General features: G+C 48.1%; 3 protein-coding genes, 5 tRNA genes and 7 rRNA genes. 1 reads left to right on the forward strand and 14 read right to left on the reverse strand.

The features are described 5' to 3' along the window. Positions 1–304 precede the first annotated feature (304 nt). The 13 genes from AC3CH4_RS14625 to AC3CH4_RS14685 all read right to left on the reverse strand — a co-directional run bounded on the left by AC3CH4_RS14625 (position 305) and on the right by AC3CH4_RS14685 (position 13289). A tRNA-Val gene (locus AC3CH4_RS14625) sits at positions 305–380 on the reverse strand. A 32-nt stretch (positions 381–412) separates the two neighbouring features. Beyond that, positions 413–488, reverse strand: a tRNA-Lys gene (locus tag AC3CH4_RS14630). Between the two features lie 2 nt (positions 489–490). Next, a tRNA-Glu gene (locus tag AC3CH4_RS14635) sits at positions 491–566 on the reverse strand. Positions 567–688: 122 nt separating this feature from the next. Then, a 16S ribosomal RNA gene (locus tag AC3CH4_RS14640) occupies positions 689–2243 on the reverse strand. A 408-nt stretch (positions 2244–2651) separates the two neighbouring features. Continuing rightward, positions 2652–2767: ribosomal RNA gene (gene rrf / locus AC3CH4_RS14645) — 5S ribosomal RNA — on the reverse strand. Between the two features lie 98 nt (positions 2768–2865). Further along, a 23S ribosomal RNA gene (locus AC3CH4_RS14650) occupies positions 2866–5758 on the reverse strand. A gap of 18 nt (positions 5759–5776) precedes the next feature. Then, positions 5777–5932 (reverse strand): hypothetical protein, encoded by a 156-nt coding sequence (locus AC3CH4_RS14655; RefSeq protein ID WP_413216768.1) that lies wholly within the window; start codon positions 5930–5932, stop codon positions 5777–5779. Positions 5933–6057: 125 nt separating this feature from the next. Further along, positions 6058–6133: transfer RNA gene (locus AC3CH4_RS14660), tRNA-Ala, on the reverse strand. A 14-nt stretch (positions 6134–6147) separates the two neighbouring features. Continuing rightward, a tRNA-Ile gene (locus AC3CH4_RS14665) sits at positions 6148–6224 on the reverse strand. 66 nt (positions 6225–6290) lie between these two features. Then, positions 6291–7845, reverse strand: a 16S ribosomal RNA gene (locus AC3CH4_RS14670). A gap of 426 nt (positions 7846–8271) precedes the next feature. Next, positions 8272–8387, reverse strand: a 5S ribosomal RNA gene (rrf, locus tag AC3CH4_RS14675). A 97-nt stretch (positions 8388–8484) separates the two neighbouring features. Continuing rightward, positions 8485–11378: ribosomal RNA gene (locus tag AC3CH4_RS14680) — 23S ribosomal RNA — on the reverse strand. 356 nt (positions 11379–11734) lie between these two features. Next, positions 11735–13289 (reverse strand): 16S ribosomal RNA (locus tag AC3CH4_RS14685). The 16S, 23S and 5S rRNA genes sit together here with 5 tRNA genes alongside, the layout of an rRNA operon. Before the next feature lie 640 nt (positions 13290–13929). Here AC3CH4_RS14685 and AC3CH4_RS14690 point away from each other — a divergent pair. Next, on the forward strand, positions 13930–14382 hold the full coding sequence (locus AC3CH4_RS14690) for an RNA recognition motif domain-containing protein (protein ID WP_004736687.1): 453 nt from the start codon (positions 13930–13932) through the stop codon (positions 14380–14382). On the opposite strand, the gene murI is transcribed toward AC3CH4_RS14690, so the two are convergent. Next, the gene (gene murI, locus AC3CH4_RS14695) at positions 14345–15151 is read right to left on the reverse strand and encodes a glutamate racemase (RefSeq protein ID WP_054548336.1); all 807 of its coding nucleotides are present in this window, start codon (positions 15149–15151) and stop codon (positions 14345–14347) included. The genes AC3CH4_RS14690 and murI overlap by 38 nt on opposite strands. Positions 15152–15178: the final 27 nt, after the last annotated feature.

Genomic DNA, 15178 nt, shown 5'->3' on the forward strand with positions numbered 1-15178 from the left:
AATTCTTGATAACTGTTTGCCGGACTCAATTGTGAATCAATGTAAACATTGATTCGAATACAAGACACTTGAATGTGTTTGTTGTGTTTACCTAATGAAAGATAAACATTGAGAACTTTTAAATTTGATTAACATGACTCGTAAGTCAGTTAATCAGTCAGCTTTCCAAATTGTTAAAGAGCATGAGACTTTAAGAACCAGTGTTCTAAAATTCACATTTTCTAAAGACTCTCAGGGTCAAACATACCAACCAACGACAAAAGAAGTGGTTTGGATATGAATATAACCAAGAATTTTTAGAGAATGGTGGGCGATACCGGGCTCGAACCAGTGACCCCCTGCTTGTAAGGCAGGTGCTCTCCCAACTGAGCTAATCGCCCACGATAGTTTTAATTCCTTCGCGGAGAAAGAATGGTGGGTCGTGCAGGATTCGAACCTGCGACCAATTGATTAAAAGTCAACTGCTCTACCAACTGAGCTAACGACCCAATGGTATCCCGTAGGGGAGTCGAACCCCTGTTACCGCCGTGAAAGGGCGGTGTCCTAGGCCTCTAGACGAACGGGACACTGCAATTTATCTCCACTTTAAAAAGTAGAAACAAACTTCGAAGAACTTGGGAGTTCTTCATCTCTTTGCTTTTCTAAACCTAATCAATCTGTGTGGACACTCATCGTGACTATCTTCGTATAAGGAGGTGATCCAGCCCCAGGTTCCCCTAGGGCTACCTTGTTACGACTTCACCCCAGTCATGAACCACAAAGTGGTGAGCGTCCTCCCCGAAAGGTTAAACTACCCACTTCTTTTGCAGCCCACTCCCATGGTGTGACGGGCGGTGTGTACAAGGCCCGGGAACGTATTCACCGTGACATTCTGATTCACGATTACTAGCGATTCCGACTTCATGGAGTCGAGTTGCAGACTCCAATCCGGACTACGACGCACTTTTTGGGATTCGCTCACTATCGCTAGCTTGCTGCCCTCTGTATGCGCCATTGTAGCACGTGTGTAGCCCTACTCGTAAGGGCCATGATGACTTGACGTCGTCCCCACCTTCCTCCGGTTTATCACCGGCAGTCTCCCTGGAGTTCCCGACATTACTCGCTGGCAAACAAGGATAAGGGTTGCGCTCGTTGCGGGACTTAACCCAACATTTCACAACACGAGCTGACGACAGCCATGCAGCACCTGTCTCAGAGCTCCCGAAGGCACACCTGCGTCTCCGCTGGCTTCTCTGGATGTCAAGAGTAGGTAAGGTTCTTCGCGTTGCATCGAATTAAACCACATGCTCCACCGCTTGTGCGGGCCCCCGTCAATTCATTTGAGTTTTAATCTTGCGACCGTACTCCCCAGGCGGTCTACTTAACGCGTTAGCTCCGAAAGCCACGGCTCAAGGCCACAACCTCCAAGTAGACATCGTTTACGGCGTGGACTACCAGGGTATCTAATCCTGTTTGCTCCCCACGCTTTCGCATCTGAGTGTCAGTGTCTGTCCAGGGGGCCGCCTTCGCCACTGGTATTCCTTCAGATCTCTACGCATTTCACCGCTACACCTGAAATTCTACCCCCCTCTACAGCACTCTAGTTCACCAGTTTCAAATGCAGTTCCGAGGTTGAGCCCCGGGCTTTCACATCTGACTTAATGAACCACCTGCATGCGCTTTACGCCCAGTAATTCCGATTAACGCTCGCACCCTCCGTATTACCGCGGCTGCTGGCACGGAGTTAGCCGGTGCTTCTTCTGTTGCTAACGTCAAGATGCGCAGCTATTAACTACACACCCTTCCTCACAACTGAAAGTACTTTACAACCCGAAGGCCTTCTTCATACACGCGGCATGGCTGCATCAGGCTTTCGCCCATTGTGCAATATTCCCCACTGCTGCCTCCCGTAGGAGTCTGGACCGTGTCTCAGTTCCAGTGTGGCTGATCATCCTCTCAGACCAGCTAGGGATCGTCGCCTTGGTGAGCCATTACCTCACCAACTAGCTAATCCCACCTAGGCATATCTTGACGCGAGAGGTCCGAAGATCCCCCTCTTTGGCCCGTAGGCATTATGCGGTATTAGCCATCGTTTCCAATGGTTATCCCCCACATCAAGGCAATTTCCTAGGCATTACTCACCCGTCCGCCGCTCGACGCCCATTAACGCACCCGAAGGATTGTTAGTGTCGTTTCCGCTCGACTTGCATGTGTTAGGCCTGCCGCCAGCGTTCAATCTGAGCCATGATCAAACTCTTCAATTTAAGATTTTGTGACTCAACGAATACTGACTTCAAAACTAATATTCATTGCTCTTTCGAAAAAGATTGATGAACATGTAATTCTAAAGCTATTACCATTCCAACAGAATGGTAATGAATTGACTGTGCCGAATAACTACAAGTAGTTAAACGTATTGGTCACTCAGTTCATTGAAATCATTGTGTTACCGAAGTAACTGTCATTACCTAAGTAATAACGTTTTGATATTCATCAACGAGTGCCCACACAGATTGATAGGTTTAAATTGTTAAAGAGCTTTGCTTTCAGTGCCTTAGCACGTAAGCAGGACGCGTATAATACGCTTTCCACTTTGAAAGTCAACATAAAACTCTAAGAAACTTAGAACTCTATGGTGACTTGTCTAGAAACTAGACAAAGTCGAAATTAAAGCCTGGCGATGTCCTACTCTCACATGGGGAAACCCCACACTACCATCGGCGCTATTGTGTTTCACTTCTGAGTTCGGCATGGAATCAGGTGGGTCCACAATGCTATGGTCGCCAAGCAAATTTTAAAATTCGGAAAGCTTATCTAAAAGTTATTTCTCTTCAAACGCATTCAAGGTCTGGTACATCTGAGTCCACAAAACCCCTTGGGTGTTGTATGGTTAAGCCTCACGGGCAATTAGTACAGGTTAGCTCAATGCCTCGCAGCACTTACACACCCTGCCTATCAACGTCGTAGTCTACGACAACCCTTTAGGACACTTATAGTGCCAGGGAAAACTCATCTCAAGGCTCGCTTCCCGCTTAGATGCTTTCAGCGGTTATCGATTCCGAACTTAGCTACCGGGCAATGCCATTGGCATGACAACCCGAACACCAGAGGTTCGTCCACTCCGGTCCTCTCGTACTAGGAGCAGCCCCTTTCAATTTTCCAACGCCCACGGCAGATAGGGACCGAACTGTCTCACGACGTTCTAAACCCAGCTCGCGTACCACTTTAAATGGCGAACAGCCATACCCTTGGGACCGACTTCAGCCCCAGGATGTGATGAGCCGACATCGAGGTGCCAAACACCGCCGTCGATATGAACTCTTGGGCGGTATCAGCCTGTTATCCCCGGAGTACCTTTTATCCGTTGAGCGATGGCCCTTCCATTCAGAACCACCGGATCACTATGACCTGCTTTCGCACCTGCTCGAATTGTCATTCTCGCAGTCAAGCGGGCTTATGCCATTGCACTAACCACACGATGTCCAACCGTGTTTAGCCCACCTTCGTGCTCCTCCGTTACTCTTTGGGAGGAGACCGCCCCAGTCAAACTACCCACCAGGCACTGTCCGTAATCCCGATTCAGGGACCAACGTTAGAACATCAAAACTACAAGGGTGGTATTTCAAGGACGACTCCATCACATCTAGCGACGCAATTTCATAGTCTCCCACCTATCCTACACATGTAGGTTCAATGTTCAGTGCCAAGCTGTAGTAAAGGTTCACGGGGTCTTTCCGTCTAGCCGCGGGTACACTGCATCTTCACAGCGATTTCAATTTCACTGAGTCTCGGGTGGAGACAGCGTGGCCATCATTACGCCATTCGTGCAGGTCGGAACTTACCCGACAAGGAATTTCGCTACCTTAGGACCGTTATAGTTACGGCCGCCGTTTACCGGGGCTTCGATCAAGAGCTTCGACCGAAGTCTAACCCCATCAATTAACCTTCCGGCACCGGGCAGGCGTCACACCGTATACGTCATCTTACGATTTTGCACAGTGCTGTGTTTTTAATAAACAGTTGCAGCCACCTGGTATCTGCGACTCTCGTCTGCTCCATCCGCAAGGGACTTCACTGATAAGAGCGTACCTTCTCCCGAAGTTACGGTACCATTTTGCCTAGTTCCTTCACCCGAGTTCTCTCAAGCGCCTTGGTATTCTCTACCCGACCACCTGTGTCGGTTTGGGGTACGATTCCTTACAATCTGAAGCTTAGAGGCTTTTCCTGGAAGCATGGCATCAATGACTTCACTACCGTAGTAGCTCGACATCGTATCTCAGCGTTAAGAAAGTCCGGATTTACCTAAACTTTCCGCCTACGTACTTGAACCTGGACAACCGTCGCCAGGCCCACCTAGCCTTCTCCGTCCCCCCATCGCAATTGTAAGAAGTACGGGAATATTAACCCGTTTCCCATCGACTACGCCTTTCGGCCTCGCCTTAGGAGTCGACTTACCCTGCCCCGATTAACGTTGGACAGGAACCCTTGGTCTTCCGGCGAGGGAGTTTTTCACTCCCTTTATCGTTACTCATGTCAGCATTCGCACTTCTGATACCTCCAGCAGCCCTTACAGACCACCTTCAACGGCTTACAGAACGCTCCCCTACCCCACATATCCTAAGATACGTAGCCGCAGCTTCGGTGTATAGCTTAGCCCCGTTACATCTTCCGCGCAGGCCGACTCGACCAGTGAGCTATTACGCTTTCTTTAAATGATGGCTGCTTCTAAGCCAACATCCTGGCTGTCTGAGCCTTCCCACATCGTTTCCCACTTAGCTATACTTTGGGACCTTAGCTGGCGGTCTGGGTTGTTTCCCTCTCCACGACGGACGTTAGCACCCGCCGTGTGTCTCCCGGATAGTACTTACTGGTATTCGGAGTTTGCAAAGGGTTGGTAAGTCGGGATGACCCCCTAGCCTTAACAGTGCTCTACCCCCAGTAGTATTCGTCCGAGGCGCTACCTAAATAGCTTTCGGGGAGAACCAGCTATCTCCAGGTTTGATTGGCCTTTCACCCCTAGCCACAAGTCATCCGCTAATTTTTCAACATTAGTCGGTTCGGTCCTCCAGTTGATGTTACTCAACCTTCAACCTGCCCATGGCTAGATCACCTGGTTTCGGGTCTAATCCTAGCAACTGTACGCCCAGTTAAGACTCGGTTTCCCTACGGCTCCCCTAAACGGTTAACCTTGCTACTAAAATTAAGTCGCTGACCCATTATACAAAAGGTACGCAGTCACACCACGAAGGTGCTCCTACTGCTTGTACGTACACGGTTTCAGGTTCTATTTCACTCCCCTCACAGGGGTTCTTTTCGCCTTTCCCTCACGGTACTGGTTCACTATCGGTCAGTCAGTAGTATTTAGCCTTGGAGGATGGTCCCCCCATATTCAGACAGGATATCACGTGTCCCGCCCTACTCGTTTTCACTGATTATGATGTGTCGGTTACGGGGCTATCACCCTTTATTGCGAGACTTTCCAGACTCTTCACCTGCATCATTAAAAGCTTAAGGGCTAATCCAATTTCGCTCGCCGCTACTTTCGGAATCTCGGTTGATTTCTCTTCCTCGGGGTACTTAGATGTTTCAGTTCCCCCGGTTTGCCTCCTGTTGCTATGTATTCACAACAGGATACTTGCTTATGCAAGTGGGTTTCCCCATTCAGAAATCCCAGACTCAAAAGGTTATTACTACCTAATCTGGGCTTATCGCAAGTTATTACGTCTTTCATCGCCTCTGACTGCCAAGGCATCCACCGTGTACGCTTAGTCACTTAACCATACAACCCGAAAGGGTCTTAGCGTATGGCAACTAACCAAGGTTTTTGGTTGTCATCAAGAAGGGTTAATTCTTGATAACTGTTTGCCGGACTCAATTGTGAATCAATGTAAACATTGATTCGAATACAAGACACTTGAATGTGTTTGTTGTGTTTACCAATAAAGGTAAACATTGAGAACTTTTAAATTTGATTGAATTACTCGTAAGTAAATCAATCAGTCAGCTTTCCAAATTGTTAAAGAGCTTGATTTCTTTCGAAACCATTTTTAAATATTTTCAGATAAAAACACTTAAAGATGGTGGAGCTATGCGGGATCGAACCGCAGACCTCCTGCGTGCAAGGCAGGCGCTCTCCCAGCTGAGCTATAGCCCCATCTAGGTCGATATTGGTGGGTCTGAGTGGACTCGAACCACCGACCTCCCGCTTATCAGGCGAGCGCTCTAACCAGCTGAGCTACAGACCCAATATCGTCTCTTTTACTTTCTAAACCTAATCAATCTGTGTGGACACTCATCGTGGTATCTTCGTATAAGGAGGTGATCCAGCCCCAGGTTCCCCTAGGGCTACCTTGTTACGACTTCACCCCAGTCATGAACCACAAAGTGGTGAGCGTCCTCCCCGAAAGGTTAAACTACCCACTTCTTTTGCAGCCCACTCCCATGGTGTGACGGGCGGTGTGTACAAGGCCCGGGAACGTATTCACCGTGACATTCTGATTCACGATTACTAGCGATTCCGACTTCATGGAGTCGAGTTGCAGACTCCAATCCGGACTACGACGCACTTTTTGGGATTCGCTCACTATCGCTAGCTTGCTGCCCTCTGTATGCGCCATTGTAGCACGTGTGTAGCCCTACTCGTAAGGGCCATGATGACTTGACGTCGTCCCCACCTTCCTCCGGTTTATCACCGGCAGTCTCCCTGGAGTTCCCGACATTACTCGCTGGCAAACAAGGATAAGGGTTGCGCTCGTTGCGGGACTTAACCCAACATTTCACAACACGAGCTGACGACAGCCATGCAGCACCTGTCTCAGAGCTCCCGAAGGCACACCTGCGTCTCCGCTGGCTTCTCTGGATGTCAAGAGTAGGTAAGGTTCTTCGCGTTGCATCGAATTAAACCACATGCTCCACCGCTTGTGCGGGCCCCCGTCAATTCATTTGAGTTTTAATCTTGCGACCGTACTCCCCAGGCGGTCTACTTAACGCGTTAGCTCCGAAAGCCACGGCTCAAGGCCACAACCTCCAAGTAGACATCGTTTACGGCGTGGACTACCAGGGTATCTAATCCTGTTTGCTCCCCACGCTTTCGCATCTGAGTGTCAGTGTCTGTCCAGGGGGCCGCCTTCGCCACTGGTATTCCTTCAGATCTCTACGCATTTCACCGCTACACCTGAAATTCTACCCCCCTCTACAGCACTCTAGTTCACCAGTTTCAAATGCAGTTCCGAGGTTGAGCCCCGGGCTTTCACATCTGACTTAATGAACCACCTGCATGCGCTTTACGCCCAGTAATTCCGATTAACGCTCGCACCCTCCGTATTACCGCGGCTGCTGGCACGGAGTTAGCCGGTGCTTCTTCTGTTGCTAACGTCAAGATGCGCAGCTATTAACTACACACCCTTCCTCACAACTGAAAGTACTTTACAACCCGAAGGCCTTCTTCATACACGCGGCATGGCTGCATCAGGCTTTCGCCCATTGTGCAATATTCCCCACTGCTGCCTCCCGTAGGAGTCTGGACCGTGTCTCAGTTCCAGTGTGGCTGATCATCCTCTCAGACCAGCTAGGGATCGTCGCCTTGGTGAGCCATTACCTCACCAACTAGCTAATCCCACCTAGGCATATCTTGACGCGAGAGGTCCGAAGATCCCCCTCTTTGGCCCGTAGGCATTATGCGGTATTAGCCATCGTTTCCAATGGTTATCCCCCACATCAAGGCAATTTCCTAGGCATTACTCACCCGTCCGCCGCTCGACGCCCATTAACGCACCCGAAGGATTGTTAGTGTCGTTTCCGCTCGACTTGCATGTGTTAGGCCTGCCGCCAGCGTTCAATCTGAGCCATGATCAAACTCTTCAATTTAAGATTTTGTGACTCAACGAATACTGACTTCAAAACTAATATTCATTGCTCTTTCGAAAAAGATTGATGAACATGTAATTCTAAAGCTATTACCATTCCAACAGAATGGTAATGAATTGACTGTGCCGAATAACTACAAGTAGTTAAACGTATTGGTCACTCAGTTCATTGAAATCATTGTGTTACCGAAGTAACTGTCATTACCTAAGTAATAACGTTTTGATATTCATCAACGAGTGCCCACACAGATTGATAGGTTTAAATTGTTAAAGAGCGTGTCCTCTAAAAAGAGAACGCTTTCAGTGCCTTAGCACTTAAGCAGGACGCGTATAATACGCTTTCCACTTTGAAAGTCAACATAAAACACTAAGAAAACTTAGAACCCTATGGTGACTTGTCTATTAAATAGACAAAGTCGAAATTAAAGCCTGGCGATGTCCTACTCTCACATGGGGAAACCCCACACTACCATCGGCGCTATTGTGTTTCACTTCTGAGTTCGGCATGGAATCAGGTGGGTCCACAATGCTATGGTCGCCAAGCAAATTTTAAAATTCGGAAAGCTTATCTAAAAGTATTTCTCTTCAAACTCATTCAAGGTCTGGTACATCTGAGTCCACAAAACCCCTTGGGTGTTGTATGGTTAAGCCTCACGGGCAATTAGTACAGGTTAGCTCAATGCCTCGCAGCACTTACACACCCTGCCTATCAACGTCGTAGTCTACGACAACCCTTTAGGACACTTATAGTGCCAGGGAAAACTCATCTCAAGGCTCGCTTCCCGCTTAGATGCTTTCAGCGGTTATCGATTCCGAACTTAGCTACCGGGCAATGCCATTGGCATGACAACCCGAACACCAGAGGTTCGTCCACTCCGGTCCTCTCGTACTAGGAGCAGCCCCTTTCAATTTTCCAACGCCCACGGCAGATAGGGACCGAACTGTCTCACGACGTTCTAAACCCAGCTCGCGTACCACTTTAAATGGCGAACAGCCATACCCTTGGGACCGACTTCAGCCCCAGGATGTGATGAGCCGACATCGAGGTGCCAAACACCGCCGTCGATATGAACTCTTGGGCGGTATCAGCCTGTTATCCCCGGAGTACCTTTTATCCGTTGAGCGATGGCCCTTCCATTCAGAACCACCGGATCACTATGACCTGCTTTCGCACCTGCTCGAATTGTCATTCTCGCAGTCAAGCGGGCTTATGCCATTGCACTAACCACACGATGTCCAACCGTGTTTAGCCCACCTTCGTGCTCCTCCGTTACTCTTTGGGAGGAGACCGCCCCAGTCAAACTACCCACCAGGCACTGTCCGTAATCCCGATTCAGGGACCAACGTTAGAACATCAAAACTACAAGGGTGGTATTTCAAGGACGACTCCATCACATCTAGCGACGCAATTTCATAGTCTCCCACCTATCCTACACATGTAGGTTCAATGTTCAGTGCCAAGCTGTAGTAAAGGTTCACGGGGTCTTTCCGTCTAGCCGCGGGTACACTGCATCTTCACAGCGATTTCAATTTCACTGAGTCTCGGGTGGAGACAGCGTGGCCATCATTACGCCATTCGTGCAGGTCGGAACTTACCCGACAAGGAATTTCGCTACCTTAGGACCGTTATAGTTACGGCCGCCGTTTACCGGGGCTTCGATCAAGAGCTTCGTCCGAAGACTAACCCCATCAATTAACCTTCCGGCACCGGGCAGGCGTCACACCGTATACGTCATCTTACGATTTTGCACAGTGCTGTGTTTTTAATAAACAGTTGCAGCCACCTGGTATCTGCGACTCTCGTCTGCTCCATCCGCAAGGGACTTCACTGATAAGAGCGTACCTTCTCCCGAAGTTACGGTACCATTTTGCCTAGTTCCTTCACCCGAGTTCTCTCAAGCGCCTTGGTATTCTCTACCCGACCACCTGTGTCGGTTTGGGGTACGATTCCTTACAATCTGAAGCTTAGAGGCTTTTCCTGGAAGCATGGCATCAATGACTTCACTACCGTAGTAGCTCGACATCGTATCTCAGCGTTAGTAGTGGTCCGGATTTACCTAAACCACCCGCCTACATACTTGAACCTGGACAACCGTCGCCAGGCCCACCTAGCCTTCTCCGTCCCCCCATCGCAATTGTAAGAAGTACGGGAATATTAACCCGTTTCCCATCGACTACGCCTTTCGGCCTCGCCTTAGGAGTCGACTTACCCTGCCCCGATTAACGTTGGACAGGAACCCTTGGTCTTCCGGCGAGGGAGTTTTTCACTCCCTTTATCGTTACTCATGTCAGCATTCGCACTTCTGATACCTCCAGCAGCCCTTACAGACCACCTTCAACGGCTTACAGAACGCTCCCCTACCCCACATACCCTAAGGTACGTAGCCGCAGCTTCGGTGTATAGCTTAGCCCCGTTACATCTTCCGCGCAGGCCGACTCGACCAGTGAGCTATTACGCTTTCTTTAAATGATGGCTGCTTCTAAGCCAACATCCTGGCTGTCTGAGCCTTCCCACATCGTTTCCCACTTAGCTATACTTTGGGACCTTAGCTGGCGGTCTGGGTTGTTTCCCTCTCCACGACGGACGTTAGCACCCGCCGTGTGTCTCCCGGATAGTACTTACTGGTATTCGGAGTTTGCAAAGGGTTGGTAAGTCGGGATGACCCCCTAGCCTTAACAGTGCTCTACCCCCAGTAGTATTCGTCCGAGGCGCTACCTAAATAGCTTTCGGGGAGAACCAGCTATCTCCAGGTTTGATTGGCCTTTCACCCCTAGCCACAAGTCATCCGCTAATTTTTCAACATTAGTCGGTTCGGTCCTCCAGTTGATGTTACTCAACCTTCAACCTGCCCATGGCTAGATCACCTGGTTTCGGGTCTAATCCTAGCAACTGTACGCCCAGTTAAGACTCGGTTTCCCTACGGCTCCCCTAAACGGTTAACCTTGCTACTAAAATTAAGTCGCTGACCCATTATACAAAAGGTACGCAGTCACACCACGAAGGTGCTCCTACTGCTTGTACGTACACGGTTTCAGGTTCTATTTCACTCCCCTCACAGGGGTTCTTTTCGCCTTTCCCTCACGGTACTGGTTCACTATCGGTCAGTCAGTAGTATTTAGCCTTGGAGGATGGTCCCCCCATATTCAGACAGGATATCACGTGTCCCGCCCTACTCGTTTTCACTGATTATGATGTGTCGGTTACGGGGCTATCACCCTTTATTGCGAGACTTTCCAGACTCTTCACCTGCATCATTAAAAGCTTAAGGGCTAATCCAATTTCGCTCGCCGCTACTTTCGGAATCTCGGTTGATTTCTCTTCCTCGGGGTACTTAGATGTTTCAGTTCCCCCGGTTTGCCTCCTGTTGCTATGTATTCACAACAGGATACTTGCTTATGCAAGTGGGTTTCCCCATTCAGGAATCCCAGACTCAAAAGGTTATTACTACCTAATCTGGGCTTATCGCAAGTTATTACGCCTTTCATCGCCTCTGACTGCCAAGGCATCCACCGTGTACGCTTAGTCACTTAACCATACAACCCGAAAGGGTCTTAGCGTATGGCAACTAACCAAGGTTTTTGGTTGTCATCAAGAAGGGTTAATTCTTGATAACTGTTTGCCGGACTCAATTGTGAATCAATGTAAACATTGATTCGAATACAAGACACTTGAATGTGTTTGTTGTGTTTATCTAATGAAAGATAAACATTGAGAACTTTTAAATTTGATTGAATTACTCGTAAGTAATCAAATCAGTCAGCTTTCCAAATTGTTAAAGAGCATAAAGCAAAAAGCTTTAATCAATAACTTACGTTATTAATTAAAGCTCTGGCTTTAACTAAATCTAAACCATCAATCTGTGTGGACACTCATCGTGACTATCTTCGTATAAGGAGGTGATCCAGCCCCAGGTTCCCCTAGGGCTACCTTGTTACGACTTCACCCCAGTCATGAACCACAAAGTGGTGAGCGTCCTCCCCGAAAGGTTAAACTACCCACTTCTTTTGCAGCCCACTCCCATGGTGTGACGGGCGGTGTGTACAAGGCCCGGGAACGTATTCACCGTGACATTCTGATTCACGATTACTAGCGATTCCGACTTCATGGAGTCGAGTTGCAGACTCCAATCCGGACTACGACGCACTTTTTGGGATTCGCTCACTATCGCTAGCTTGCTGCCCTCTGTATGCGCCATTGTAGCACGTGTGTAGCCCTACTCGTAAGGGCCATGATGACTTGACGTCGTCCCCACCTTCCTCCGGTTTATCACCGGCAGTCTCCCTGGAGTTCCCGACATTACTCGCTGGCAAACAAGGATAAGGGTTGCGCTCGTTGCGGGACTTAACCCAACATTTCACAACACGAGCTGACGACAGCCATGCAGCACCTGTCTCAGAGCTCCCGAAGGCACACCTGCGTCTCCGCTGGCTTCTCTGGATGTCAAGAGTAGGTAAGGTTCTTCGCGTTGCATCGAATTAAACCACATGCTCCACCGCTTGTGCGGGCCCCCGTCAATTCATTTGAGTTTTAATCTTGCGACCGTACTCCCCAGGCGGTCTACTTAACGCGTTAGCTCCGAAAGCCACGGCTCAAGGCCACAACCTCCAAGTAGACATCGTTTACGGCGTGGACTACCAGGGTATCTAATCCTGTTTGCTCCCCACGCTTTCGCATCTGAGTGTCAGTGTCTGTCCAGGGGGCCGCCTTCGCCACTGGTATTCCTTCAGATCTCTACGCATTTCACCGCTACACCTGAAATTCTACCCCCCTCTACAGCACTCTAGTTCACCAGTTTCAAATGCAGTTCCGAGGTTGAGCCCCGGGCTTTCACATCTGACTTAATGAACCACCTGCATGCGCTTTACGCCCAGTAATTCCGATTAACGCTCGCACCCTCCGTATTACCGCGGCTGCTGGCACGGAGTTAGCCGGTGCTTCTTCTGTTGCTAACGTCAAGATGCGCAGCTATTAACTACACACCCTTCCTCACAACTGAAAGTACTTTACAACCCGAAGGCCTTCTTCATACACGCGGCATGGCTGCATCAGGCTTTCGCCCATTGTGCAATATTCCCCACTGCTGCCTCCCGTAGGAGTCTGGACCGTGTCTCAGTTCCAGTGTGGCTGATCATCCTCTCAGACCAGCTAGGGATCGTCGCCTTGGTGAGCCATTACCTCACCAACTAGCTAATCCCACCTAGGCATATCTTGACGCGAGAGGCCCGAAGGTCCCCCTCTTTGGCCCGTAGGCATTATGCGGTATTAGCCATCGTTTCCAATGGTTATCCCCCACATCAAGGCAATTTCCTAGGCATTACTCACCCGTCCGCCGCTCGACGCCCAACAAATCCTCCGAAGATTCAATGTTGTCGTTTCCGCTCGACTTGCATGTGTTAGGCCTGCCGCCAGCGTTCAATCTGAGCCATGATCAAACTCTTCAATTTAAGATTTTGTGACTCAACGAATACTGACTTCAAAACTAATATTCATTGCTCTTTCGAAAAAGATTGATGAACATGTAATTCTAAAGCTATTACCATTCCAACAGAATGGTAATGAATTGACTGTGCCAAAATTAAGTAAACTTAACTTTGTATTGGTCACTCAGTTCATTGAAATCAAGTTTGTTACCGAAGTAACTGTTACTACCTAAGTAATAACGTTTTGATATTCATCAACGAGTGCCCACACAGATTGATAGGTTTAAATTGTTAAAGAGCGCTAGCGTTTTGTGATTCACATCTCAGTCGCTAGGGGTGCGTACTATACCTGCACCACTTAGAGAGTCAAGGGTTATTTTCAACTCCTTTTTCTCTACCGATTTCGCTGTGTGACTTTCGTCTCACTCCGTGTCGGTGAGGCGGCATTATAGAGAGATCGACATAGAGCACAAGGGCTTTTTTGAATAAAAGTTTTGTTCGCCTAAAAAGCCACCAGATCCGCATTTTTCGAATAAAAACTAAACATTTGAGACGTATCACAGCAATACATTGGCAAAATGGAAACCATGAACGTAAGATTCATGTATCTATTTTGTTAAGAGTAGATGCGTCTATTTCGTTTATTAATATGTAGTATTCCGATATGAACTCAAAAAAATCGATGTTGTTAATTGTCGCACTAGCTGTTCTAGGTGGCATTGTTTTCTCTCAGGTAGATATATCGCCTGCAATTACCTTTATCCTTGGTGTCTTGGCTTCCGCTTTTGTTGTTAACTTTTCAAGCACCGACTCAAAATCAGATTCAGAACCTAAGGCATCAACAAAAACACTTTATGTAGGTAACCTTCCATACAAAGCGAATGAGTCACACGTACGTGAATTATTCTCAGAGTATGGTGAAGTATTTGCAGTACGCTTAATGAAAGACAAACGTACTGGTAAAAGAAGAGGCTTTGGATTTGTCGTAATGGCTAGCAATGATGTGAATCATGCTATTTCAGAACTTAACGATAAAGATTACATGCAACGAACTTTAAAAGTGCGAGTTGCAAATGATCCTAAACATCCAGAAACGGACGAAGCTGAACTGAGCTAAATCCTAACTGCTTCAACATGCTATTTAGTGCACTTTCTTTCTTAGGAAGTGCACTACAAAAAACCTCACGCACTCCCCCTTCTTTATCACTACTCTCCAAATCCAATAAATCTTGAACTCGCTTCGCAATCGCTTTACCAGAATCAACCAATAAAACACTCTTACCTAGGACTTGTTGAATCTCTGATTTTATCAGCGGGAAATGTGTGCATCCTAAAACGGCCACATCAATTGTATTGATCATCGGTTGAAGGATGAGTTGCAGCTCTTCAAGGTCAATCGTCTCCCCCCTGAGTTTATCTTCGGCCATATCCACCAGCCGAGTAGAACCTAACAGTTCGACTCTTTTATTACTCGAGAAGTTTTTGATGAGCTCGTGTGTGTATTCACGAGTAATCGTTGCGGGAGTAGCAATCAGACCCACCGCTTTATTGGCAAGTAGGGATGCAGGTTTGATTGCCGGAACAACGCCAACAATTGGGATTAGATTATTAGCACGCAGTGTAGGTAAGACAATCGTACTTGCGGTATTGCAGGCTATTACTACGATATCAATAGCGTGGCTAGCCACAAAGCTAGCGACGATACTTTGGACTCTGCGGACAAGAACTTGTTGATCGAGTTCACCGTATGGGTAAGCCTCGTTATCGAATACATAAGTATAGTTATGATTCGGTAGTAACTGGCTTATCTCCTTATATACAGATAGGCCACCCACTCCAGAATCAAAGACCAATATATTTTTTTGTAGACTATCCGACACAACGATTACCTATAATAAGTTTCGCTGCAATGA

The organism is Vibrio sp. QJM3NY_26, assembly GCF_057786005.1.